The sequence below is a fragment of the Streptomyces sp. NPDC033221 genome (assembly GCF_055577005.1).
On the sequence record NZ_JBVIQN010000032.1, the window covers coordinates 62,588 to 86,228 of the forward strand.

The 23,641-nt window shown below is 72.4% G+C and carries 20 protein-coding genes; 16 read left to right on the forward strand and 4 right to left on the reverse strand.

Annotated elements, in window-relative coordinates:
• Nucleotides 1–233: 233 nt before the first annotated feature.
• The 7 genes from ACZ53K_RS32415 (at nucleotide 234) to ACZ53K_RS32445 (ending at nucleotide 9,853) form a co-directional block, all read left to right on the forward strand.
• Nucleotides 234–1,484 carry a DegT/DnrJ/EryC1/StrS family aminotransferase gene (locus ACZ53K_RS32415; protein WP_468843721.1) on the forward strand — a complete coding sequence of 417 codons (1,251 nt, stop codon included), beginning with the start codon at nucleotides 234–236 and terminating at the stop codon, nucleotides 1,482–1,484.
• A 15-nt stretch (nucleotides 1,485–1,499) separates the two neighbouring features.
• Nucleotides 1,500–2,639: a ParB/RepB/Spo0J family partition protein gene (locus ACZ53K_RS32420; RefSeq protein WP_468843723.1), complete on the forward strand. Its 1,140-nt coding sequence runs from the start codon at nucleotides 1,500–1,502 to the stop codon at nucleotides 2,637–2,639.
• 101 nt (nucleotides 2,640–2,740) lie between these two features.
• Nucleotides 2,741–3,001 carry an acyl carrier protein gene (locus ACZ53K_RS32425; protein ID WP_468843724.1) on the forward strand — a complete coding sequence of 87 codons (261 nt, stop codon included), beginning with the start codon at nucleotides 2,741–2,743 and terminating at the stop codon, nucleotides 2,999–3,001.
• Nucleotides 2,998–4,692, forward strand: a complete 1,695-nt coding sequence (locus ACZ53K_RS32430; protein ID WP_468843726.1) for a (2,3-dihydroxybenzoyl)adenylate synthase — start codon at nucleotides 2,998–3,000, stop codon at nucleotides 4,690–4,692. The genes ACZ53K_RS32425 and ACZ53K_RS32430 overlap by 4 nt, the downstream gene beginning before the upstream one ends.
• An 83-nt stretch (nucleotides 4,693–4,775) precedes the next feature.
• Nucleotides 4,776–5,534 (forward strand): thioesterase II family protein, encoded by a 759-nt coding sequence (locus tag ACZ53K_RS32435; protein ID WP_468843727.1) that lies wholly within the window; start codon nucleotides 4,776–4,778, stop codon nucleotides 5,532–5,534.
• Between the two features lie 51 nt (nucleotides 5,535–5,585).
• Nucleotides 5,586–6,785 (forward strand): FAD-dependent oxidoreductase, encoded by a 1,200-nt coding sequence (locus ACZ53K_RS32440; RefSeq protein ID WP_468843728.1) that lies wholly within the window; start codon nucleotides 5,586–5,588, stop codon nucleotides 6,783–6,785.
• On the forward strand, nucleotides 6,782–9,853 hold the full coding sequence (locus tag ACZ53K_RS32445) for a type I polyketide synthase (RefSeq protein ID WP_468843730.1): 3,072 nt from the start codon (nucleotides 6,782–6,784) through the stop codon (nucleotides 9,851–9,853). Before ACZ53K_RS32440 ends, ACZ53K_RS32445 begins: the two co-directional genes overlap by 4 nt.
• Before the next feature lie 48 nt (nucleotides 9,854–9,901).
• On the opposite strand, the gene ACZ53K_RS32450 is transcribed toward ACZ53K_RS32445, so the two are convergent.
• Entirely contained in the window at nucleotides 9,902–10,429 is a 528-nt protein-coding gene (locus ACZ53K_RS32450; protein WP_468843732.1) for a CGNR zinc finger domain-containing protein, read from the reverse strand.
• Between the two features lie 58 nt (nucleotides 10,430–10,487).
• On the opposite strand from ACZ53K_RS32450, the gene ACZ53K_RS32455 reads away from it, so the two are divergent.
• From ACZ53K_RS32455 to ACZ53K_RS32480, 6 genes are all read left to right on the forward strand, one after another.
• Nucleotides 10,488–11,867 carry an MFS transporter gene (locus tag ACZ53K_RS32455; RefSeq protein WP_468843734.1) on the forward strand — a complete coding sequence of 460 codons (1,380 nt, stop codon included), beginning with the start codon at nucleotides 10,488–10,490 and terminating at the stop codon, nucleotides 11,865–11,867.
• A gap of 250 nt (nucleotides 11,868–12,117) precedes the next feature.
• Complete coding sequence (locus ACZ53K_RS32460) at nucleotides 12,118–13,143, forward strand: pyridoxal-phosphate dependent enzyme (protein ID WP_468843735.1); 1,026 nt, start codon at nucleotides 12,118–12,120, stop codon at nucleotides 13,141–13,143.
• A 3-nt stretch (nucleotides 13,144–13,146) separates the two neighbouring features.
• A complete protein-coding gene (epsC, locus tag ACZ53K_RS32465) occupies nucleotides 13,147–13,782 on the forward strand; it encodes a serine O-acetyltransferase EpsC (protein ID WP_468843737.1) in 636 nt (211 codons plus the stop codon).
• A gap of 229 nt (nucleotides 13,783–14,011) precedes the next feature.
• Entirely contained in the window at nucleotides 14,012–15,277 is a 1,266-nt protein-coding gene (locus tag ACZ53K_RS32470; protein WP_468843739.1) for an MFS transporter, read from the forward strand.
• 140 nt (nucleotides 15,278–15,417) lie between these two features.
• On the forward strand, nucleotides 15,418–16,821 hold the full coding sequence (locus tag ACZ53K_RS32475; RefSeq protein ID WP_468843741.1) for a hypothetical protein: 1,404 nt from the start codon (nucleotides 15,418–15,420) through the stop codon (nucleotides 16,819–16,821).
• Nucleotides 16,822–17,066: 245 nt separating this feature from the next.
• Nucleotides 17,067–18,098 carry a UDP-N-acetylmuramate dehydrogenase gene (locus tag ACZ53K_RS32480; RefSeq protein WP_468843742.1) on the forward strand — a complete coding sequence of 344 codons (1,032 nt, stop codon included), beginning with the start codon at nucleotides 17,067–17,069 and terminating at the stop codon, nucleotides 18,096–18,098.
• Here the strand turns inward: ACZ53K_RS32480 and ACZ53K_RS32485 are convergent.
• The 3 genes from ACZ53K_RS32485 to ACZ53K_RS32495 are packed head-to-tail and all read right to left on the reverse strand — an operon-like array spanning nucleotide 18,085 to nucleotide 21,004.
• A complete protein-coding gene (locus ACZ53K_RS32485) occupies nucleotides 18,085–18,927 on the reverse strand; it encodes an ABC transporter ATP-binding protein (protein WP_468843743.1) in 843 nt (280 codons plus the stop codon). The two genes, ACZ53K_RS32480 and ACZ53K_RS32485, sit on opposite strands and share 14 nt — an antisense overlap.
• Before the next feature lie 35 nt (nucleotides 18,928–18,962).
• On the reverse strand, nucleotides 18,963–20,045 hold the full coding sequence (locus ACZ53K_RS32490) for a FecCD family ABC transporter permease (protein WP_468843744.1): 1,083 nt from the start codon (nucleotides 20,043–20,045) through the stop codon (nucleotides 18,963–18,965).
• Nucleotides 20,046–20,059: 14 nt separating this feature from the next.
• Nucleotides 20,060–21,004, reverse strand: a complete 945-nt coding sequence (locus ACZ53K_RS32495) for a FecCD family ABC transporter permease (protein ID WP_468843747.1) — start codon at nucleotides 21,002–21,004, stop codon at nucleotides 20,060–20,062.
• 194 nt (nucleotides 21,005–21,198) lie between these two features.
• Here ACZ53K_RS32495 and ACZ53K_RS32500 point away from each other — a divergent pair, with 194 nt between their 5' ends.
• From ACZ53K_RS32500 to ACZ53K_RS32510, 3 genes are all read left to right on the forward strand, one after another.
• Nucleotides 21,199–22,200, forward strand: coding sequence for an ABC transporter substrate-binding protein (locus ACZ53K_RS32500; RefSeq protein WP_468843748.1), 1,002 nt, complete (start codon nucleotides 21,199–21,201; stop codon nucleotides 22,198–22,200).
• A 52-nt stretch (nucleotides 22,201–22,252) separates the two neighbouring features.
• Nucleotides 22,253–23,077, forward strand: coding sequence for a helix-turn-helix domain-containing protein (locus ACZ53K_RS32505; protein ID WP_468843750.1), 825 nt, complete (start codon nucleotides 22,253–22,255; stop codon nucleotides 23,075–23,077).
• Between the two features lie 326 nt (nucleotides 23,078–23,403).
• A complete protein-coding gene (locus ACZ53K_RS32510) occupies nucleotides 23,404–23,598 on the forward strand; it encodes a hypothetical protein (protein WP_468843752.1) in 195 nt (64 codons plus the stop codon).
• Nucleotides 23,599–23,641: the final 43 nt, after the last annotated feature.

Sequence of the window (23,641 nt, forward strand, 5' to 3'; positions counted from 1 at the left end):
GCCGGCATCGGACGGCCCGGCGCGGGCACCCGGGTGAGCACCGGTCCCGTGAGCACCGGTCCCGTGAGCACCGGTCCGCGGCCCGCACGGCGGGCGGACCGCCGACCGTCAGAACGTGGTCAGTGTCAGATGACCATTCTGACCGTGTCCTGACCCAGCTGACCGCCGCCGGCCCTTGGGGTCGTATGCGGCGTACGGCTTTGATGGGACGCATGTTGGACAGGAGCTACGTAGTGCCCTGTGCGAAACGGGGCAGTGTACTGGGAGAGACCGAGGTCACGGCGCTCACCGAACTGGTGCGGGGCCAGGACCCGCTGTCGATGGGCACCTGGCGCGACCGCTTCGAGCAGGCCTTCGCCCAACTGGTCGGCGCACGGCACGCGATGACGGCCACCAGCGGAACCGTCGCACTGGAGCTGGCGATCCAGCTCCTCGACCTGCGGCCCGGCGACGAGGTCATCGCCACGCCCCAGACTTATCAGGCCACCGTGATGCCACTGCTGGACCGCGATGTGACGGTCCGCTTCTGTGACATCGACCCCACCACGCTCGCCATCGACCCGGCCGCGGCCGAGGCCCTGATCACGCCGCGCACCAAGGCCCTGCTGCTGGTGCACTACGGCGGCTGCCCGGCCGAGATGGACGAGATCATGGCGATCGCCCGCCGGCACGGCATCCTCGTCGTCGAGGACTGCGCGCACGCGCTGGGCGCCGAGTACCGCGGGCGCCGGCCGGGCTCGCTGGCCGACATCGGCTGCTTCAGCTTCCAGAACGCCAAGAACATCACCACCCTCGGCGAGGGCGGCATGGTCACCTTCGACCATGACGACTGGGCCGACCGCCTGGAACGGCTGCGCGGCAACGACGTCGACGCGCAGATCGAGTCGGAGACCCGGATCGACCCCGACGAGCCGCTGGTGCTGCCGTGGATGAAGTACTCCGCCGCGGTGTACAGCGACCGGGTCACCCGGATCCGGCGGGCCGGCACCAACGCCACCCTGTCTGAGGCCGCCGCGGCCGTCGGCCTGGCACAGCTCGGAAAGCTGGACGGCCTCCAGGCGACCCGCCGTTCGATCGCGGCCCGGCTCGACGCGGTGCTGGAACGCTACCCGTGGGTACGGCCCCAGCAGGCGCCCGCGCACAGCACCCACGCCCACCACCTCTACACCTGCTTCGCGGCCCGCCGCGAGCTGCGGGACCAGCTCCTGCTGGCCCTGGACCGGCGGGGCGTGGAGATCCAGCTGCGCTACTTCCCGCTGCACCTGACCCCGGAGTGGCGGCACCGCGGCCACGGCCGCGGCGAGTGCCCCGTCGCCGAGAGCATGTGGTTCGACCAGCACCTCAACCTCCCCTGCCACCCAGGGCTGCGGCCCTCGCAGGTGGACTACCTCGTCGAGGCGCTGGACGAGTCACTGGCCGAGGTGCAGGCGATGACCGACGGTACGGCGGCACCCGCGCGGGGCGTCGTGCTGGCGGCCGGCTGACGTCCAGGGGTGACCATGAGTGAGGGCATGACCGCCGGGACGGCCTTACGGACGCCGGACCCGGCACCCGGGACGGCCCCTGGCACGGCCTTACGGGCGCCGGAGACGACCCCCGTACCCGGCGCCGCGCGGTTCGACCGGACCGTCACGCTGCCGATCGGCGCACTGGACGTCTCCGGCCCGCTGCGTAGCGGCGGGCCGGACCCGGAGCACGTCAGGACGCTGGCCGCGCTGGACACCTCGCTGCTGCCGCCCATCCTGGTGCACCACCCGACGATGCGGGTGCTCGACGGTGTGCACCGGGTGCGGGCCGAACTCCTGCGCGGCGGTACGCAGATCCGTGCGGCGTTCTTCGAGGGCACGGAGGAGGAGTGCTTCGTCCTGGCGGTCCGCTCGAACGTCGGGCACGGACTGCCGCTGTCACTGGCCGACCGCAAGACGGCGGCCGCCCGCATCCTGCGCGCCTACCCGCAGTGGTCGGACCGGGCGATCGGCGAGGCGTCGGGGCTGTCCCCGAAGACCGTGGCCGCCGTCCGGCGCCGTTCAGCCGAGGAAGATCCTCGGTTGAACGGTACGGGCCGGCTGGGCCGGGACGGCCGTACGCGTCCGTCCAGCGTGACCGAGGGGCGGCTCTACGCCGGCAAGCTGATCGGCGAGCGGCCGCACGCCTCGCTGCGGGAGATCGCCAGCTCCGCCGGGATCTCCCTGGGCACCGCCCAGGACGTGCGCAAACGTCTGGAGAACGGCCAGGGGCCCTTGCCCGCGCCCCGCGGCGGGGCGCACCGGGCGGTCGGGACGGCGCACCGCCCGCCGGTCGTCTCCTGGCGCGCCGAAGGCGGAGCGGCCAGCCCGGACGGCTCCGGCAGGGAAGGGGCTGGGGCCGGGCAGCACCGCACCAGCCCGGACGTGCGGCTTCCGTCGCTGCCGGAGCGGCTGCGGCCGCTGCGGCAGGACCCCGCGCTGCGCTCCACCGACACCGGGCGCGCACTGCTGCGGCTGCTCAGCTCGCACGAGGTCCCGCTCGCCCATTGGCAGGCCCTCGTCGACGGGGTCCCGCCGCACTGCGCCAGAACGGTGGCCGACATCGCCAGTCAATGCGCGCGCATCTGGCAGGAGTTCGCGCGCGAGATGGCCGGACGCGCCCCGGAGTCCTGACCTCGCGGGCCGGACGGCCCCGCCCCGGACACCGTCACCCCTGGAACCTTCAGGCGCCCCGGCGCCCCCTGACTGACAACGGATGTGGGAGGGATTTCCCCTTGTCGACTCAAGAGACAGCCGGCCCGCTGAGCGCGGTCACCGAGACGCTGGCCGAGATCGGGCTCGAAGAAACGGACCTGGCGGACGCCACCGCGGACTGGACGCTCCGTACCGAGCTCGGACTCAGTTCGGTGGAGACCACCGAGCTGCAGCTCGCGCTCAAACAGCGGTTCGGTGTGACGGTCGACCTGTGGGACCAGGACGACTACACGCTGGGACGGCTGGCCGAGCTGATCGCCGAGCAGCGGAGCGGGTCATGACGGCGCCGGTGCGCGAGCGCTCCGCGCTGGACCCGGCGGTTCCGGTCATCGCCCCCGACCGCGCTGCGGCGTACCGCGACGCGGGACTGTGGCGGCCGGAGCTGGTGAGCGATCTGATCCTCGACCGGTGCCGCGCGCTACCGGACCGGTGCGCGGTCGTCGACGGTGACCGCAGGATGACGTACGGGGAACTGGCGCGGGCGGTGCACGAGGCGGCCGGCCGGCTGCGCGCCGAAGGCATCAACCCCGGCGACCGGGTCTGCGTACAGCTGCCCAACTGCCTGGAGTATGTCGTCCTGGTGCTGGCGCTGCTGCACGTCGGGGCGCCGCCGGTGCTGATCCTGCCGGCGTTCCGCGAGCACGAGCTGAACCACATCGTGTCGGTCACCCGGCCCGTCGCCCTCGCCGTGGACAGCGGAACCCGCCGCGCCGACCGGCTCGGGCTGGCCCGCAGGCTGCGCGAGCGGCACGAGAGCCTGCGCCTGCTGCTCGTACGGGGAGCGGACCAGCTCACCGAGGGCGAGAGGGACCTGGGACAGCTGTGCCGGCCCGGGACCGCCGGCCCGGCGCCGCAGGACCACGGCACCGCCGCGGCAGCCCCCGGCGCCTCGCCGCGGGACGCCGCCGTCTTCCTCCTCTCCGGCGGCACCACCGGACTGCCGAAGGCGATACCGCGGGCCCACGAGGGGTACGGCTACATGATCCGTACCGCCATGGACATCGCGGGTGTCACCCCGGAGACGGTCAACCTGGCGGTCATGCCCGCCGCCCACGGATTCGTCATGAACTGCCCGGGCGTGCTCGGCACCCTCATCGCGGGCGGCCGGGTGGTCCTCGCGAACCCCAACAGCCCCCGCGCCGCCTTCGAACTGATCGAGCGGGAGCGGGTGACCCACTGCACGCTCGTCCCCACCCTGATGCTCCAGTGGCTGGCCGCCGCGCCGGGCTCCGCAGCCGATCTGAGCAGCCTGGAGGTGATCCAGGTCGGCGGCGCCCGGCCCGGCGCCGAAGCGGCCGCCCGGGTCCGGACGGAACTGGGCGCCACGCTCCAGCAGTGCTACGGCATGAGCGAGGGACTCCTGTGCTTCACCCGCCTCGACGCGGCGGGCGAGGTCATCCACACCACCCAGGGCAGCCCGGCCAGCGCGGTGGACGAACTCCGGGTGGTGGACGCCGACGGGCAGCCGGTGCCCCAGGGCTCCATGGGCGAGCTGCTGACCCGCGGCCCGTACACCGTGGCCGGTTACTACAACAATCCCGAAGCCACCGCGGGGGCGTTCACCTCCGATGGGTTCTACCGGACCGGTGACCTGGTACGCGTGGACCCCGACGGCAACGTCGTACTGGAAGGCCGGGTACGGGACTCCATAAACCGCGGCGGCGAGAAGATCTCCGCGGAGGAACTGGAGACCATGGCCCAGCGCCACCCGCGCATCGTCCAGGCGGCCGGAGTGGCCATGCCGCACGAACTCTACGGCGAGGCGGTGTGCCTCTACGCCGTCCTCGACGGCCAGGGGGCCGTCGGACTGCGGGAGCTGCGCCGCTTCCTGGAGCAGCAGGGCCTGGCCGCCTTCAAGTTCCCCGAGCGGCTGGAGATCGTGGACGCCCTGCCGCTGACCGGCATCGGGAAGATCGACAAGAAGGCCCTGCGGGAGGACATCGCCGGCCGGCAGGCAGCCGAGGCGAAATGACCCCGCGTGTCGGCCCCACGCGCCCCCACGTCCGTGCCGTGCGCCACGGCCCGCCCTCTCGCACACCGTCATGAGGTGAATCCATGTACCCGGGACGCACGAGTCCGCTGATCAAACACGCCGCCGGCGCCGCACCACCCCGCCACCAGCTCGTCTGCTTCCCGTACGCCGGCGGCGGCGCGTCCTCCTACCGCCCCTGGCGCGACGAACTCCCGCCGGACGTCGACCTGCTGGCGGTGCAGTACCCCGGCCGCGAGGAACGCATCGACGACCCGCTGATCGACGACATGGGCGAGCTGGCCGATCTGGTCGCCACCCAGCTCGCCCCGGCGCTGGACCTGCCGTTCACGTTCTTCGGCCACAGCATGGGCGCCGCGGTGGGGTACGAGATCGCCCGCCGGTGGGAGGAGTCGGGCTTCCCGGTCCCGGACCGGCTGATCGTCTCCAGCCAGTTCGCCCCGCCCCGCATCGATGCCGGTGACCTCCTCGGGCACGACGACGACGGGGTCCTCGACGAGCTGGTCCGGCTGGGCGGCATCCCCGCGAGCGTCCGGGACAGCCCGGAACTGGCACGGCTGATCGTGTCGGTCGTACGCAGTGACTACCAGGTGGTGGACTCCTGCCGGTTCGGCCCCGACGCCCCGGCGCTGAGCCTGCCCATCACCGCGTTCGGCGGCGCGGACGATCAGGCGGTGACACCGCGGGACGTGCGCGAATGGTCGGACTTCACCCGGGCCGGCTTCACCGACCGGATCTTCGACGGCGGACATTTCTACCTCCGCGAACGGCTCGCCGAGACCGTGGCCGCGGTCACCGGACTGCTCACGCTGCCCGTCCGCTGACGCCCTCCCCGCCTGCCCGCCCCCTCCCGTGAAGAAGAGAAAGAGACACCCGTGAGCGACAGCAATCAGCACTACGACCTCATCGTGATAGGCGGCGGGCCGATCGGCCTGTCCACGGCATGGCAGGCCGCCCGGCGCGGCGGACGCAAGGTCCTCGTCCTGGAGCGGTACGGCTTCATGAACGAGCGGGGCGGGACGAGCGGCGCCGAGCGGCACTGGCGTCTGCAGTACACCGAGCGGGACATCTTCGCGCTGACCCTCGAAGCCCTCCCGATGTGGCGCGAACTGGAGTCGCTGACCGGCCGCAAGCTCCTGCACGCGGTGGGCAGCCTGTGGTTCGGCGACACCGAGGTGGAGACCAACGAGGGCCAGATCTCCGGCACCGCGCGGGCCATGGAGGAGCTGGACGTGCCCTACGAGTGGCTGACGGGCGCGGAGATCGAACGACGCTACGGCTTCACCGGCCTGCCCGGCCACTACGAGGGCTTCCTCCAGCGGGACGGTGGCGCCATCGACGTACGCGGCACGCTCGGCGCGGTCTTCCAGCTCTCCCAGCAGCACGGCGCGGTGCTGCGCGGGAACGAGCAGGTGCTCGCGGTGGAACCGGACCCCGACGGCGTCACCGTACGGACGGCGGAGGCGACCTACCGTGCGGACAAGGTCGTCCTGGCGAACGGCGGCCACGCCAACGACCTGGTGGGAGCGTGGGGCGCACGGCTGGGCGTCGGTCTGTACGAGCTGCCGCTGGTCACCCTCCGCCAGCGTCGCGCCGAACCCGGCAGGCCGTTCTGGTTCGCCTTCCAGCAGCCCACGGAAGAGGACACCAACCTCTTCTACGGCTTCCCGCCCAACCCCTGGTCGACCAGCCACGACATCCGGCTCGGCCCGGTCTTCGAGACCGACCCGCTGGAGCACGCCGACGACGCGAAGGGGCTGCCGGCCGCGCGGCCGGTGCAGCGGGTGACCGACTGGGCCGGCGCGCACATGCCCTGGGCCGACCCGCAGCCGGCCGAGCTGTCCACCTGCCTGGCGATGCTGCCCGCCAACTCCGCCCGGCAGTTCTTCCTCGGAGACGCCGGCGCCCTGGTGGACGGCGGTGAGAACGTCGTGGTGTCGGTGGCGGGCTGGGGCTTCAAGTTCACCCCGCTGTGGGGCAAGATCTGCGCCGACCTGGCCCTCGACGGGACCACCGGGTACGACATCGGCCGGCACGCCCTCACGCCCGCCGGACCGTCCGGGATCATCGAATGACCCTGCACGACGGCGGCCTCACCGCGGCCCCGGACCCCGGCGGCATCGCGGTCGTCGGGATGGCGGGGCGGTTCCCCGGTGCGGAGGACATCGACGCCTTCTGGCGCAACCTGCGGGACGGCGTCGAGTCCATCACCCGCCTGGAAGAGGAGGAACTGCTCGCCGAAGGCATCGGGCGGGCGGAGTTCGGCCACCCCGAGTACGTCCCGGCAGCCCCGCTCCTGGACGGTGTGGACCTCTTCGACGCACGGTTCTTCGGCTTCAGCGCGCGGGAAGCGGCGCTGCTGGACCCCCAGCAGCGCCTGTTCCTGGAGTGCGCGTGGCACGCCCTGGAACACGCCGGCATCGATCCGGCGGCAGCGCGCTCCGGAGGGGTCTTCGCGGGCGCCAACATGCCCGCCTACCTGATGTCGAACCTGCTGGGCGGCCGCCGGATCGTCCTCGACTCGGCCGTCTTCGAACTGCAGATCCACAACGACAAGGACTACCTGGCGACCCGCACCGCCCATCAGCTCGGCTTCACCGGACCCGCACTGTCGGTGCAGACGGCCTGTTCCACCTCGCTCGTCGCGGTGCACGAGGCCGCCCAGTCCCTGCACACCGGGGCCTGCGACATCGCCCTGGCCGGCGGCGTGTGCGTACGGGTGCCGCACCGGGTGGGGTACCGCTACGAACGCGGACTCATCTACTCGCCGGACGGCCACTGCCGCCCCTTCGACGCCGAGGCCCGGGGCACCGTCTTCGGCAGCGGTGTGGGCGTGGTGGTCCTCAAGCGGCTGACGGACGCGGTACGGGACGGCGACCGGGTGCTGGCCGTGCTCAAGGGCTCCGCGGTCAACAACGACGGGTCGGACAAGGTCGGTTACACCTCACCCGGAGTCGCCGGGCAGGAGCGGGTGATCCACCGGGCGCTCCGCGCGAGCGGCGTGGACGCCCGTACCGTCACCGCCGTCGAGGCGCACGGCACCGCCACCCCCATCGGCGACCCCATCGAGATCAACGCGCTGACCCGCGCCCACCGGCACTTCACCGAGGACACCGGCTACTGCGCCCTCGGCTCGGTGAAGTCCAACATCGGTCACCTGGAGACCGCGGCCGGCATCGCCGCCCTGATCAAGGCCGTACTCCAGCTGCAGCACCGCGAGCTGGCGCCCAGCCTGCACTTCCGTACGCCCAACCCGCGGATCGACTTCGACGCGACGCCCTTCCGGGTGAACACCCGGCGGACCGCCTGGGAGCCGGACGGCGGCCCGCGCCGCATCGGTGTCAGCTCCTTCGGCATCGGCGGCACCAATGCCCATGTGATCCTCGAAGAGGCCCCGGCCGCACGCCCGTCCGACGGGCCGGCGGACGGCGGCCGGGGCGGGGGCCGGCCACAGCTCCTCCTGCTGTCCGCCAAGACACCGCAGGCACTCCAGGCGGCGACGGACCGGCTGGCCGGACGGTTCGCCGCGCCGGACACCCCGGAGACCGCTGACGCCGCGTACACCCTGCAGACCGGCAGGCGGCCGATGCGTCACCGCCGGGCGGTCCTGGTCCCGCCCGGCCCGGTGCCGGTGGCCTCGCTCCTCGGCGGCGCCGACCCCGGCCGCGCACGCCAGGGGGACGCGGGCACCGGCTCACCGCGCACGGTGTTCCTCTTCCCCGGCCAGGGCACGCAGTTCCCCGGAATGGGCCATGGCCTGTACACGGCGGACCGGGGGTTCGCCGCCGACATCGACCGCTCGGCCCAGCTGCTGCGCGCCGAGCTCGGTTTCGACCTGCGCGAGGTGCTGTACGGCGCGGACGCCGGGACGGCGGAACGGCTCACGTCGACGGAGGTGGCCCAGCCCGCGCTGTTCGCCACCGAGTACGCGCTCGCGCGGCTGCTGATGCGCTGGGGCGTGACGCCGGACGACATGGTGGGTCACAGCGTCGGCGAGCTGACCGCGGCGTGTGTGGCCGGGGTGCTGCGGCTGGAGGACGCGCTGCACCTGGTCGCGCTGCGCGGCAGGCTGATGCGCGAGCAGCCGCCCGGGGCGATGCTGTCGGTCGAGGCAGCCGAGGACGCGGTGGTGCCGCTGCTGCCGCCGGGGGTGACCGTCGCCGCGGTCAACGCGCCCGCCTTGTGCGTGGCGGCCGGCCCGGAAGAGGGCGTGGCCGCGCTGGAGCGGGTGCTGGCCGGCGCGGGGGTGACCGCGCGGCGTCTGCACACCTCGCACGCCTTCCACTCGGCGATGATGGACCCGGTGGTCGGCCCGCTGACCGAGGCCGTACGCGGCGCCGCTCCGGCTCCGTACGAGCGGCCCTTCGTCTCCGGTGTGACCGGGCGGCCGATCACCACCGAGCAGGCCACGGACCCCGCGTACTGGGGCGGCCATGCCCGGCGGCCGGTGCGCTTCGCCGACGCGGTCGGCACGGCGGCGGCCAAGGGCCGTACCGTGCTGGTCGAAGTCGGGCCGGGCACCACGCTGTCCACCCTGGCCAAGGCGACGCTGGCCGGACGGCGGGGCATCTCCACGGTCCGGACGATGCGCCGTCCCGGGGAGGCCGGCGACGACCTGGAGACGCTGCTGCTCGGGGTCGGGGACCTGTGGCTGGCGGGCGGCGAGGTGCGGTGGAGCGCGCTGCACGACGGGCCGCGGCACAAGGTCCCGCTGCCCGGCTATCCGTTCGAACGGGAGCGGCACTGGATCGGGCCGAGCGGGGAGCAGGGCGCCGGCGCGCCCGCGCAAGCCGCCGACGTACGGGCCACCCTTGCGGAACCGAAGGAGAGCGGGTCGCGGGAGCGGCCGACGCGGCCCCCCGGGCTGCGCTCCGGCTACACCGCCCCGCGCGACGAGACCGAGAAGCGGATCGTGGCGCTGTGGGAGGAGTTCCTCGGCTTCGAGGGCATCGGGGTCGACGACGACTTCTATGAGCTGGGCGGGCATTCGCTGCTCGGCACCCAGCTGGTGAACCGGATACAGGACGAGCTGGGTGCGACGGTGTCCCTGCGGGAACTGCTGTCCCACCCGTCACCGGCGAAGCTCGCCGCGCTGGTCGCCGCCTCGGCGGCCCCGGCGGCAGGGGAGGCGACGACGCCGTAGAAGCCACTGTGATGACCGTGAGGCCGGCGGCTCCCCCTCCCGCCGGCCTCACGGCTTTTGCGTCTGCCGGGCGCGGAAGCGGCGTACGGCGTCACGGTTCGCGCAGGCGTGGGAGCAGTAACGCTGACGGCCGCCCCGGGTGAAGTCGCCGTACGCCCGGCCGCACTCGGCCAGAGCACAGCGGCCGAGGCGGTCCATGCCGCGGCCCGTCAGGTGCAGGGCGGTGCCCACACTGACCACCGCCCGCACCACACCGGCCAGCCCCAGGTCGTCGGCGCGGTAGTGGATGTGCCAGCCGCCGTCGGCGTGGTCGGTCAGCCGGGGGTGCGTGGACGAAGCCGTCAGCAGGTCGTTGAGCAGGGCGGCCCGCCGCTCGTCGGTGTCCGCGTCGACCACCGCGAGCCAGCGCGGGATGAAGCGGAGGATCTCCGCCAGGTCCTCGTCGTCCACCGGGCGGTCGATCGCCATGCCCGCGGCGACGCAGCGTTCGGCGAATTCCCCGGGGGAGCGCGGCGGTGTGGCCGCGAGATCGAGGATCAGCCGTACGGGATCTTCACCGTAAGGGTTCTGTTGCACAAGGGTATTACATCAGCATGATCCGGAAGGCGCTCGGCCCCCGGAAGGAAACACTGTCATGCGCAAATGGCTGCCGCTGGCCGCCACCTGCTTGGGAACGTTCATGCTCCTCGTCTACTCGACGATCGTGACGGTGGCGCTCCCCAGCATGGCCCACGACCTGCACGCGGACTTCGGCTCCCTGCAGTGGATCGTCGACGTCTACACCCTCGCCCTCGCGGGGCTGCTGCTCGGCATGGGCTCACTCGGCGACAACCTCGGACGCAAACGCCTCTACCTGGCCGGCCTGGGCGCCTTCGGCGTCTCCACGCTGGTCTGCGGACTGGCCGGCGACGTCGGCGTACTGATTGCCGCACGGGCGGTGCAGGGCCTGGCCGGTGCCGCGATGTTCTCCACCCTGCTGCCGCTGATCGCCCTCACCTACACCGGACGCGACAAGGGGGTGGCCTTCGCGGTCTGGGGCGCGGTGGCCGGTGCGGCCGCCGGTATCGGCAACGTCGCGGGAGGCGTGCTCACCCAGTTCCTCTCCTGGCAGTGGATCTTCTTCGGCGGGGTCCCGCTCTGCGCGGTCACGCTGGCGCTGTCCGCCGTGGTGCTGATCGACGACACCACCACCTCGACCCGCATCGACTACCTGGGCATCGTCACCTTCACCCTGTCCGCGATCGGCATCACCTTCGGCATCATCCGCGGCGGCGAACAGGGCTGGGGAGCCACCTCGGCGCTGCTCGGCTTCGCCGTCGGCGTGGTGATGCTCGTCGCGTTCATCCTCGTCGAGCGGTCCGGCAGCAAGCCGATGATCTCGCTGGACCTGTTCCGCAAGCGGGAGTTCAACGGAACGCTGGTCGCGGCCATGGGCTACTACCTCGCCGCGTTCGGCGCGCTGCCGGTCATGTCGATCTGGCTGCAGGACAGCATGGGGCTCACCTCACTGCCCACGGCGCTGGTCATCACGGTGCAGCCGGTGGCGTTCTTCGCCACCTCCGCCCTGGTCGGCAGCGCGCTGCACCGGCTTCCCGCGTACTGGACGCTCGGCGGCGGCACGGTCGCCGTCGGGGTGGGCAACGTCCTGATGCTGACGGTCGACGCGGGATCGTCCTGGACGGCACTGATACCCGGACTGGTCATCACCGGCATCGGCGCGGGCGTCGTCTCGCCCGTGCTGCCCGCCATCGCCATGTCCGCCGCGCCCGAGTCGCAGAGCGGGGTCGCCGCCGCGGCGGCCAACTGCGCGCGTCAGCTCGGGCTGGCGCTGGGCATCGCGGTGCTCGGTTCCGTGTTCCACCAGTTCTCGTCCGGCGGCGGCACCGGCCTGCGGGAGGCGTACGCCCACGGGCTGTCCGCGGTCTTCGCCGTCGCCGCCGTGGTCGGGCTGGGCAGCGGACTGCTGGCGCTGTGGCTTCTCAAGGCACGGCGTCCCGTCGCCCAGCCGGCCTGACTTCCGCTCGTCGCGGCGGGCGGTTCACCCGGGGGGGGGCTGATGTACGGCTCCCCCGGGAACGAGCCCCAGTGCCTAACCACCCCTTACGGCACGGCTGTTGGGAAGCGTGCTTGAACACCTGGGTTTCGTTGACACCTTCTGCCGGGCTCGCTGACCATCTACCCGGCCGAACGTTTGCGCGCAGCGCCCGAAGGCGGCGCGGAACCGGCCGAGCAGACCGCGAATTGGTGAAGGGACCGTGAGCCCGATGGCGACACAACCGCCCCAGATCGACCTCTCCGTGACCGAGCCGCTGGATACGGCAGTCGACGAGACCACCGCGCTGGCCCAGTACCCGGGGCTGCGCGAATTCCGGGCCACCCTGGGCGGCACGCCGCTCGTCGAGGTGCCCGGTCCGCCCGGCGGGGCGAGGATCATGGCCAAGTACGAACTCCGCAACCCGTCCGGCTCCGCCAAGGACCGCCCCGCGTACTCCATGCTCTGCCGCGCCATCAACGAACACGCGGGCAGCAGCACGCCGTTGAAGCTCGTGGACTGCTCGGGCGGCAACATGGCCCGCGCGCTGACCGGACTCAACAAGGTCACCGGAATCCCCATGCGGGCCGTGATGCCGGACTCCGTACCGCAGAGCCTGCTGACCCACCTGTCCGAGGGCGGCACCGCCATCGACCTGGTGCCGGCGTCCGAGTTCCCGCTCGCCATCATGCGGCGCGCCTCCGAGATCGCCGAGGAGGACCCCAGCTGGACGCTGCTGGCACAGCACCGGAACATGGCGAACGTCGCCGCGCACCAGTTCTCCACCGGCCGGGAGATCGTCGGCCAGCTCGACGGCGCCCGCCCCGCCGCCGTGGTGGCGGCGGTCGGCAGCGGAGGCATGCTCGCCGGCGTGGCCCGCGCGCTGCGGGGCATCGCCCCCGGGCTCGCCGTCATCGGCGTGACCCCCGCAGAGCTGCCCTACGGAACGCCCGAGCCACCGAACGGGGAACCGAAGTTCGCCGGGGCGGGCGGGCTGACGTACGGGATGCGCCAGCCCTTCGTGGACAAGCTGCTGCCGGAGTTCGAGAGCGCCCAGGTCTCGCACCGCGAAGCGCTCACGGCGATGTACGATTTCTGGCAGGAGACCGGCACCAGGATCGGCTCGTCGGCCGGCGCGAGCTGGCTGATCGCGCGTGAGAAGGCGAAGAACCTGGGCCCCGACGACACCGTCGTCACGGTCTTCGCGGACTCCGGGTCGAAGGAGGACTGGGAGAGGGCAGAAAGCATGGGGAACTGAGCCATGCTCCAGCCGCAGCCCGACCGGAAACCGAGAGCGGCCGCCGTGCCGTTCGGCGGCCGGCGCGCCGGGGACGGACCGCTGTCCCGGATGCTCGAAGACATCGACACGACGCTGGCCCGGGACCCCTCGATCACCTCCCGGGCGGAAGCGGTGTTCCACTCCACGCTGCCCGCGCTGTGGATCCACCGTGTCGCACACCGGTTGTACGGGCGCCGGCACCGGATCGCCGCCCGCGTACTGACCAGCTGCGCACGGGTGCTGACCGGCATCGAGATCCATCCGGGGGCGCGGATCGGCCGGCGGCTCTTCATCGACCACGGCACCGGCGTGGTGATCGGTGAGACCGCGGTGCTCGGGGACGACGTCACCATCTACCAGCAGGTGACACTCGGGGCTGTCGGGTGGTGGCGGGACAAACTGCGGCCGAGCGGCGACCGGCGGCACCCGGAAGTCGGCGACCGGGTCACGCTCGGCGTCAACGCGACCGTCCTCGGCCCGCTGGTCATCGGCGACGACGCGCTGATCGGCGCGCACGCGCTGGTGCTGGGTGATGTGGCGGCCGGGAGCCGCATCATGGGCGAGCCCACCGTCGCCCGCCCCCGGAAGATGGCGGAGCACCGGGCCGACCGGGCCTGAGCGGTGCCCGGCCGTCCGTGCTCCGGCGAGCGGCCGTTGCCCGAGCCGGTTCCCCGCCGGCGGCGGCCGGGGCCGGAGCGGTGCAGGAGGCACCGACCGAACGGGGGTTGGCCGGTAACGCACCGGTCCGCGGCGGGGGCGGTCCGGACATGGTTAGCGTGGATCTTGATCGGAGTCACCCGGCGTCACGGTGGTCCCCACCGTCCCGACGAAAGACCGACCACGTTCCATGACCTCCCCTGGACGCACCCGCTGGGCCATCGGCTCGCTGCTGACCGGCGGCATCCTCGTCAACTTCTTCGACCGTACGGTGCTGTCGGTGGCCAGCACCCCGCTCGCCGCGGAGTTCGGGCTCAGCCTCAGCCAACTCGGCGTGGTGCTGGCCGCCTTCAGCTGGTCCTACTGCCTGGTCCAGCTGCCCTCCGGCCTGCTGGCCGACCGGATCGGCGTGAAGTGGCTGAACCGGATCGCGGTCCCGTTGTGGGCGCTGGCGAGCCTGCTGACGGCGGTGGCCTCCGGCCTGGGGCCGGTCGTCCTGGCCCGGGTGCTGCTGGGGGTGTCCGAAGGACCGTCGATGGTCGGCGCCGCGAAGGCGACCGCGGCGTGGTTCCCCACCGTCGAACGGGGCCGGGCCACCGCGCTGTTCGACGGCGCCACGAAGTTCGCCAACGTACTGGCCTTCCCGCTGCTGGCCTGGGTGATCAGCACCTGGGGCTGGCGGTCGGGATTCCTGTTCACCGCCGTACTCAGCCTGCTGTTCGCCGTGGTGTGGTGGTGGGGATACCGCGACCCGGCCGAGCACTCCGGGCCTACCGGGGCGGAGGATGACCGCGTGCGCGGCGGCACGGCCGGCGCCCTGCGCGACGTACTGCGCTCCCGCCGGATCTGGGCCATGTCCCTGGGGTTCGCCTGTTACGGCTACACCATCAATGTGGTGCTCACCTGGATGCCGGTGTTCTTCCAGCGGCAGTTCGGCGTGGCGCTGGGCTCGGCCGGCCTGTACGCCATGGTGCCGTGGCTGGTGGCGACCGTGGCCGAGGTCGTCTTCGGGGGCTGGCTGGTCGACCGCAGGGTGCGTGGTGGCGGGGACGCCGTGGGCGGCCGCAGGCCGGTGCTGCTGTGCGGACTCGCGCTGGGCGCCACCATCGGCTGTGTGGGGTGGGCCGAAACGCCCCTCGGCGCGGTCTTCTGGATGTCCCTGTCCCTCGGCGGCCTCGCGGTGGCCGCGCCCGTGGCGTGGAGCCTGCCCGGGCTGCTGGCCCCGCCGGGCTCGGTGGGCGCGGTCGGCGGCCTGATGAATTTCGCCAATACGGCGGCCACCACCGGCGGGGTGCTGCTGACCGGCCGGCTGGCCGACGTCACCGGGTCGTTCGGCGCGCCCTTCCTGTGTGCCGTCCTGGTGCTGTTTGTCGGCGGTTTGTTCTACTGGCCGGTACTGCGGACGAACCGTACATCCGCGGCCGCCCCGGCGGAAACAAGTAAGGCGTTCAAGTAAAATCTACGGCAGTTCTCGGACATTCCATGGTCATTACCCGTCGTCCCTCTATGTGTCTGGAGTCACCTGGGTAATGCGGTCCATGTGCACGGCGATTGGGTATCGGCCTTCTCGGTAGCACCACGGGCCGGAGTACTCCAGTGGCGAAGGCTGTTCACATCGAGACGGGGCGTCGTAAGCGGATGAACAACAGCTCAGTATTAGCCGCCTGCCTGCGCCGGCTGTCCTGGTCCCCGGACCGGCTGGCCCGGGAGATCAACAGGGTGTGCGGCGCGGGCACCATAAGCGCCAAGGCGCCGTACAACTGGCTGAACGGCTCGTGTCCGCGCCGCGACCTGCCCCGTGTGGTCTCCGAAATCCTGGGCGCCCGGCTCGGCGAGCCGGTGCCGGTCCACTCGCTGTGGCCCGACCGGTTCCCGCCCCCGGCGCCGGCACCCGGCCAGGAGCCCCTGCCGGGGCCGTCGGCGCACCACGACCCCGGGTGGGCGGTCCCGCCGGTACAGCGCCGCCCGGCCCCGCCGGCCACCGCGGTCAGCGAACCGGACCTGATCACCGCGGCCGTGGACTGGCTGCTCAACACCGACACCCCGCCGCCCGCCCAGCGGCGCGGCGAGGAGATCGACGCCGCGGCACTGAGTCTGATCGGCGAGCGCGTCAACCAGTTCCGCCTGCTCGACGACGACCGCGGCGGCCGGCTGCTCCTCGACTGGGCCGCCCAGGACCTGCGGTGGGCCGTCATGCTCGTCGACTCCTGCTCCTACGACCAGGACACCGGCATCCGGCTGCACCGGCTCGTCGCCGAACTCGGCCAGATCGTCGGCTGGATGGCCGGCGACCTCGGCGACGAAGCCCACAGCAGGCACTATCTGCTGCATGCCCTGCGCTCCGCACGCCTGGCGGGCGACCGCGGACTGGCCGCGCACATCATCTCCTGCCTGAGCTACCAGGCCGTCTGGCACGGCCGGGGCGAGGAGGCACTGCGGCTCATCCAGATCGCCCGCAAGGGCACCGTCGGCCTGGCCCCGAGCCCTGGCCAGGCACTGCTGGCCAGCCGTCAGGCCAGGGCACACGCCAGCCTCGGGGACCTGGCCGGCTGCGAGCGCGCGCTGGAGGAGGCGCAGGCCATCCGTGAGGCCGTCGGGGGCGCCCAGCGGGTGACCGAGTTCCGCGGCCAGGAGCCCTGGGCCTACTGGGTCACCCCCGCCGTGCTGGTGGGCGACGCCGGCCGGGCCCGGCTGGAGGGCGGCCGGCCCGGACAGGCCGCCCGCGACCTCGCGCGCGGCCTGGAGCTGTTCGACGGCAGCCAGCCCCGCAACCGCCTGCTGCACCACGCATCATTGGCCGAGGCGCGGCTGGCACTGGGGGAGATCGACGGTGCAGCGGAGGCCGCCGAGGCGGCACTGGACCTCGCGGGCCGGTCGGCCTCGGCGCGCGGCCGTGCCCGCCTGTCCGGGCTGCGCCGGCAGCTCCAGCGCCATGACGCCGCCGACGCCCGCCGGATCGTCCAGCGGACCGACGACGTACTGGGCCGTACCCGCCGATGAGGTAGCGCCGGGGATGAGGTCCCGCCCGGTCGGAGGAGAATACTGCCCCGGGCCGGTGGCCGGCCAATGACGCGACGCTGAACATTCACGCGTCGCCGAGCCATTCACGCGTGGCCGAACACCCCCACGGCGAGCGATACTGACGCGCGCCGCCGGGAAACTCCCGACCGGTCGAGGGAATCGGGCTCCCTGTATAAGATCGACTGCATTTCGTGATGTCCCGGACTGCTTATGAGGAGCCCACCATGCGCGTCAGTTTCGGGGTGCCACTCGCCCCGTTGACGACCCTCGGTATCGGCGGACAGGCCACGTCCCTGGTCGAATTGCAGGCACTCTCCGATTTCCCCGACTTCGTCCAGGAGATGCGCCACCGGCCCGCCCCGCCGATATGTCTGGGAGAAGGCAGCAACGTCCTCGTCGACGACCGGGGCTGCACCTTTCCGGTCCTACGGATCGCCACCCGAGGATATCGGGTGCGAGAAGTGGACGGCCGGCACGTACGGGTCGAGGTGCAGGCCGGGCACCCGCTGCGGGAACTGGTCGCGACGCTGATCGCCGAAGGCCTGGTCGGCATGGAGATGCTGGCCGGCATCCCCGGCACCACCGGCGCGACGCCGGTGCAGAACGTCGGGGCGTACGGGCAGGAAGTGTCCGACACCCTGCACAGCGTGGAGGCGTGGGACTGGGAGCTGGGCCGCCGGGTCACCCTGGACGCGTCCCAGTGCGCACTGGGCCACCGCACCAGCATCTTCAAGGGATCGCGTCGCTGGACCGTCCTGTCCCTCCGCTTCACGCTCAGACGCGCCGGGCTGAGCGCTCCGGTGACCTACCGCAGCGTGGCCGACGAGCTGGACGTACCGCTGGGCAGCAGCGTGCCCCCCGCCCAGGTCGCCGAGGCGGTCCTGGCGGTGCGCCGCAGAAAGGGCATGGTGCTGGACTCCTGCGCGAAGGACCGGCGTTCCATCGGCAGCGTCTTCTTCAGCCCGGAGGTCGGCGGTGCGACGGCCGCGGAACTGCGGGGACTCGGCGCGCCGGTGGCCCGCTTCCCGGACGGCTCCACGCGGGTGAGCGCCAGCTGGCTGATCCGTCAGGCGGGCTTCGATCTCAACCACCCCCTCACCCGCGGCGTACGGATCTCCTCCGTGCACCACACCCTCGTCGCCGACGACGGAGCCAGCGCGGCCGGCTTCCGCGAGGCGGTCGGCATCGTGCTGCGACAGGTGCACGACCGCACCGGTGTCCTCCTCACGCCGGAGATCGACTTCATCGGGGACTGACCGCGCCGGCCGCCGGCCCGGTGCCCGCCGCCGTGCAGTAGTGCCGCCCGATGGGCACGATCAGCGGGGTGCCCGAGACCGGGTCGGGGATGACCCGGCAGTCCATGCCGAAGACCGTCCGCATCACCTCCTCGGTCACGATCCGCGACGGCGGGCCCGCGGCGGCGATCGCGCCGTCCTGCATCACCACGATGTGATCGGCATAGCGGCAGGCGAGGTTGAGGTCGTGCAGCACCGCGACGACGGTGGTGCCGTCCTTGCGGTTGAGGTCGGTCAGCAGGTCCAGCACCTCGACCTGATGCGGTACGTCGAGGAAGGTCGTCGGCTCGTCCAGCAGGAGCAGCCCGGTGCGCTGCGCGAGCGCCATCGCGATCCACACCCGCTGCCGCTGCCCGCCGGACAGCTCGTCCACCGGGCGCTCGGCCAGCCCCAGGGTGTCGGTGGCGAGCAGGGCCTGCGCGACCGCCTCGTCGTCCTCGGCACCCCACCGCCGCAGCAGCTTCTGGTGCGGGTGGCGGCCCTGCCCCACCAGCTCGCCGACGCGGATGCCGTCCGGCGCGACGGGGGACTGCGGCAGGATGCCGAGGACGGCGGCGACCTGCCGGGTCGACATCGTGCGGATGTCCTGCCCGTCCAGGCACACCGTGCCCGAAGCGGGGCGCAGCAGCCGCGCCAGCGCGCGCAGCAGGGTGGATTTGCCGCAGCCGTTCGGGCCCACCACCATCGTGACCTCGCCCGGAGGGACCTCGAACGACAGGCCGTCGATGACCTGCCGCCCGTCGTACCCCAGCCGGACCTCCTCGGCACGCAGCACGTGCGATGCGGTCATCCGTCCCGGTCCTCCGTCTCCCGCTCCGGTGTTGGTCATCCGACACGCCCCGAGCGGTTGGTGCTTGCCAGCAGGAACAGCAGGTACGGGGCCCCCACGACACCGGTCACCACGCCCACCGGCAACTCCGTGGCGGCGAAGAGATGCTGCCCGATGAAGTCGGACACGGGCATCAGGACCGCGCCGACCAGTGCCGCCGCCGTCAGCGCGGGCCCGCGCCCGCGCAGCAGCCCGCGCGCGATCGGCGCGCCGACCAGGGCCACGAACGGGACCGGGCCGGCCGCCGCGGTCGCCACCGCGGCCAGCCCCACCGCCACCGCCAGCAGCGCCAGCCGGCGGGGCGCCACCCGTACTCCGAGCCCGGTCGCGGTGTCGTCGCCGAACTGCAGCGCCCTCAGCGAACGCGCCAGCACCGCCGCGGCGGGCAGCAGCGGGACCAGACACAGCGCGAGCGTGCCGGCGTGCAGCCAGGTGCGGCTGTCCAGGCTTCCCGTCAGCCACTCCAGTGCCCGCTGCGCGTCGACGACGCGTGCGGTGGTCATCAGGTAGGAGATCAGGCTGGACAGTACCGCCGCGATCCCGATGCCGACGAGGACGAGGCGGTATCCGCTGACGCCGTTGCGCCAGGCGAGCAGGTAGATGAGGGTGGCCGTGACCAGCGCGCCCACCAGCGCCCCGAAGGAGACCGCCAGCCCGCCCAGTCCGAGGACCAGGACGCACACGACGGCCGCCGCGCTCGCGCCGGAGGTGATGCCGATGACGTCCGGGCTGGCCAGCGGGTTGCGGATCAGGCTCTGGAAGAGCGCGCCGGACAGCGCGAACGCGGCGCCGGCCAGCATGGCCGTCAGCACCCGCGGCAGCCGTACGTCGAGGACGAAGAAGTCGCTCTCCCAGGAGGCGTCGCCGAAGAGCGAGCCGGTGAGCGACCGGATCACGTCCGGCAGCGACAGGTCGTAGTCGCCCAGCGTCAGGGCGGCGGTGAACGCCACGAGGACGACGAGCGCCAGCGCGCCGGTCACCGCGTACGTGCGCCTCCTGCCGCGGCGGCGTGCCGCGGCCACGATCTGCCGCGCGGTGTCCACGGCCGCCGTCTCGGCCGCAACCGTCCGTTCGCTCATGCTCCGGCCGCCCATCACAGCTCCGCGAGCTTGCGGCGGCGTACCAGCAGGATGAACACCGGGGCGCCCATGAGCGGGGTCATCAGCCCGACCTGCAGCTCGGTGGGCCGGATCGCCAGCCGGCCCACGATGTCCGCCACGAGCACCAGCACGGGGGCGAGCAGCATCGAATAGGGCAGTATCCAGCGGTAGTCCGGGCCGGTGAGCAGACGGGCCAGGTGCGGTACGGCCAGGCCGACGAAGGCGATCGGACCGCACATCGCGGTGGCGGCACCGCACAGCAGGACCACCGACAGTGCCGCCGCCACCCGGTCCCGGCCGGTGCGCCGGCCCAGGGAACGCGCGGTGTCCTCGCCGAGCGCGAGCGCGTTGAGCATCCGTCCGGAGAACAGGGCCAGTACGGCGCCGACGGCCAGGAAGGGCAGCGCCTGGCCGACGACCGTACCGTCCCGGCCGGCCAGCGAGCCCACCTGCCAGAACCGGAACTGGTCGAAGGCGTTCGCGTCGAGCAGCAGGACCGCGGTGGTCAGCGAGGTCAGCGCGGCGCTCACCGCGGCTCCGGAGAGCGCGAGTTTGACGGGGGTGGCGCCGCCGCGGCCCAGCGAACTCACCGCGTAGACCAGGCAGGCCGCCAGTGCGGCACCGACCAGGCCGAACCACACATAGCCGGTCAGCGCGGTGATGCCGAAGACGTCGATGCCGACGACGATGAAGAGCGCGGCGCCGGCGTTCACCCCCAGGATGCCGGGGTCGGCCAGCGGGTTGCGGGTCACTCCCTGCATCACCGCGCCGGCCATGCCCAGTGCCGCGCCCGCCAGTATCCCCAGGGCGGTGCGGGGGAGCCGTAACTCCCAGATGGCCAAGTGGTCCACGTCGTCCGGGTCGAAGTGGAACAGCGAGTCGGCGACCGTGCCGAGCGGGACGGTCCGCGCGCCGAGGCCCATGCTGACGGCCGCCACCACGACAAGGGCGCACGCCGTGGCACCTAAGCCGGACAGCAGCTTCCCGCGGCTGCTTCTCACTCTGACTTCCCCGTTCCCGCTGACGGCGCAGTGCGACGTGCATGGTGGCTTCAACTTCTGTAAGGCTAACCTTACTTATCGCTCGTGTCGATATTCGCATCCCGAACACCCCTGTGACACCGAGGAGACACATGCCACCCCTGCCCGGCCGCCGACAGGTCCTGACCACCGGTGCCCTCGGACTCTTCGCGCTCGGCGCGGCGGGCTGCTCACTCCCGGAGGCCGACCGCCGGCAGACCGCGCGCGGCCGGGCCGCCTGGAGCTTCACCGACGACGCCCGGCGCACGGTCCGGCTGGACCGCCGCCCGCGCCGCATCGTGGCGCACTCCACCGCCGCCGCGGCCCTGTGGGACTACGGAATCCGCCCGGTCGGTGTGTACGGCTCGCTGCAGAAGCAGGGCGGCGGCAAGGACTTCACCGTGCTCGGCGAGGTGGACCTCGACCGGCTGACCGTGGTCGGCAGCACCTGGGGCCATGTGAGCATCGAGCGGATGGGCAAGCTGCACCCGGACCTCGTCGTCGACCCGCTCCAGTACGGATCGCAGCAGATGATCCCGGCGGGTCTCGAACTCGTCCAGCGGCTGGCCCCCATGGTGTCCATAGAGGTGTACGGAGCCAAGGTCGACACCGCCGTACAGCGCTACGCCGACTTGGCCGCCGCCCTCGGAGCGGACTTCACCGCACCGGAGTTACGGCACCGGAAGGCCGCTTACTCCGCCGCCCGTGACGAGGTGCGCCGGACCATCAGCGGCAAGCCCGGACTGCGGGTGATGTTCGCCTCCGCCGACCAGGACGGCATCCGGGTCAGCAAGAATGGGTGGTCCTCCATCGGCGACTTCGAAAGCCTCGGCCTGGACATCGTCAAACCCACCGGCGGCAACCTCTACGTCGAGAAGCTCTCCTGGGAACTGGTCGACCGTTACCCGGCCGACCTCATCCTCTTCGACGTACGCGCCAGCAGCCTCCAGCCGGCGGGCCTCCGCAACAACGGCCTGTGGCGCAGCCTCCCCGCCGTCCGCGCCGGACAGCTCGGCCCGTGGTACCCCGAGCCGAGCCTCAGCCACCACGGCATGAAGAAGGTCTACGACGCTTTCGTCAAGACGCTGGCGGGGGCCCGGGCGGGTGTCGCATGACCGTGTGAACCCCTCATGGCCGGGCTTCGGCGGGCCGGTTAGGGTCGGCCGCATGGAAGCCGAACAACTGCCGGGGGCCGGTGCGCTGTTGCGCGAATGGCGGCTGCGGCGCAAGCTCAGCCAGCTGGAGCTGGCCCTGCGCGCCGACACCTCGTCGCGGCACCTGTCCTGCGTGGAGACCGGGCGCGCCCGGCCCAGCCAGAAGATGGTGCTGCGCCTGGCCCACCACCTGGACGTACCGCTGCGCGAGCGCAACAGCCTGCTGATGGCCGCCGGCTATGCGCCCGTGTACCGGGAGCGGCCCCTTGAGGGCGAGGACATGGCCGCGGTGCGCTCGGCGGTGGACATGCTGCTGGAAGGCCATGAGCCGTACCCGGCGGTCGTCGTCGACCGGCTGTGGAACGTGGTGCGCGCGAACCGGGCGATGAACGTCATGCTCGACGTGGCACCGGCGGAGCTGCGGGAGCCCACCCCGAACGTGATGCGGCTGGCCCTGCACCCCACGGGCTTCCCGGCGCACGCGGTCGACTACGGGCCGGTGCGCGCGTACCTGCTCGGCGGGCTGTCGCAGCAGGCGCACAGCACCGGCGCCCCCGCGCTGCGGGCGCTGTACGACGAGGTCAGTGCCTACGAGGTGCCCGCGCACGAGGAGCCGTCGCCGCCGCAGGACCGCGGCCCGCGCGAAGCGGTGGTGCCGATGCGGTTCCGCACCCCGCACGGCGAACTGGCGATGTTCAGCACCATCGCCACCTTCGGCGCACCGGCCGACGTCACCCTCTCGGAGCTGGCGATCGAGCTGTTCTTCCCGATGGATCAGCACACCGCGCGCGTCCTGCGTGAGCGCGCCGAGTGCGGAGGCCGGGTGAACGCCGCGTAACCGGCGGGTCGTTGCCGGCCCGCAGGGTGCAGCCGCTGGGGGAGTGGACGGGGGAGACCGAGGAGCGAGAAGAATTTGCCGGATTCGCCGGGAATTCTAACTCTTTGTCCACGACTCTCCCTTTATGGTGTTGTCGCTGGTCAGCGACGCGTCATGCTGTGACGGAACGAAGAGGGGTCCGTACGGCGCCCGGTCTGCTCGACTCGTGCCGGTGCGGCTGCTTCCGGTTCCGCCGGTGAAGGACCGTTATGAGGAATTAGTTATCTTAATTCTCATTCGCCCGTATGCCGCAGTCACCCGCTGTGAGGCGCATTCGTTGACGACGTATGACTGAGACGATCGTTTCCCCCACGCGCCGGCTCGGCGCCTGGCAGCTGAGCTCGACCGTGCCCCGCAGCGCGCCCGACGTCCGGCCCGACGTCCACCTGCTGCGCCCCGGCCAGCGCGTCCGGCTGGAATACACCGGTGACCTGCTGGAACAGCTGCTGGCCACCCTCGACGGCAGCACGGACGACCGGTAACGGCCCCACCGGCGCCCGCCGCCCCGCGGGGCGGCGCGTCGGC

Excerpts from the sequence above, each read along its gene's own strand:
- ACZ53K_RS32510 (WP_468843752.1), top strand. The coding sequence starts at position 23,404 with ATGACTGAGACGATCGTTTCCCCCACGCGCCGGCTCGGCGCCTGGCAG.
- ACZ53K_RS32445 (WP_468843730.1), top strand. The coding sequence starts at position 6,782 with ATGACCCTGCACGACGGCGGCCTCACCGCGGCCCCGGACCCCGGCGGC.
- ACZ53K_RS32420 (WP_468843723.1), top strand. The coding sequence starts at position 1,500 with ATGAGTGAGGGCATGACCGCCGGGACGGCCTTACGGACGCCGGACCCG.
- ACZ53K_RS32470 (WP_468843739.1), top strand. The coding sequence starts at position 14,012 with ATGACCTCCCCTGGACGCACCCGCTGGGCCATCGGCTCGCTGCTGACC.
- ACZ53K_RS32460 (WP_468843735.1), top strand. The coding sequence starts at position 12,118 with ATGGCGACACAACCGCCCCAGATCGACCTCTCCGTGACCGAGCCGCTG.
- ACZ53K_RS32430 (WP_468843726.1), top strand. The coding sequence starts at position 2,998 with ATGACGGCGCCGGTGCGCGAGCGCTCCGCGCTGGACCCGGCGGTTCCG.
- ACZ53K_RS32435 (WP_468843727.1), top strand. The coding sequence starts at position 4,776 with ATGTACCCGGGACGCACGAGTCCGCTGATCAAACACGCCGCCGGCGCC.
- ACZ53K_RS32455 (WP_468843734.1), top strand. The coding sequence starts at position 10,488 with ATGCGCAAATGGCTGCCGCTGGCCGCCACCTGCTTGGGAACGTTCATG.
- ACZ53K_RS32490 (WP_468843744.1), bottom strand. The coding sequence starts at position 20,045 with ATGAGCGAACGGACGGTTGCGGCCGAGACGGCGGCCGTGGACACCGCG.
- epsC (WP_468843737.1), top strand. The coding sequence starts at position 13,147 with ATGCTCCAGCCGCAGCCCGACCGGAAACCGAGAGCGGCCGCCGTGCCG.
- ACZ53K_RS32505 (WP_468843750.1), top strand. The coding sequence starts at position 22,253 with ATGGAAGCCGAACAACTGCCGGGGGCCGGTGCGCTGTTGCGCGAATGG.
- ACZ53K_RS32485 (WP_468843743.1), bottom strand. The coding sequence starts at position 18,927 with ATGACCGCATCGCACGTGCTGCGTGCCGAGGAGGTCCGGCTGGGGTAC.
- ACZ53K_RS32480 (WP_468843742.1), top strand. The coding sequence starts at position 17,067 with ATGCGCGTCAGTTTCGGGGTGCCACTCGCCCCGTTGACGACCCTCGGT.
- ACZ53K_RS32500 (WP_468843748.1), top strand. The coding sequence starts at position 21,199 with ATGCCACCCCTGCCCGGCCGCCGACAGGTCCTGACCACCGGTGCCCTC.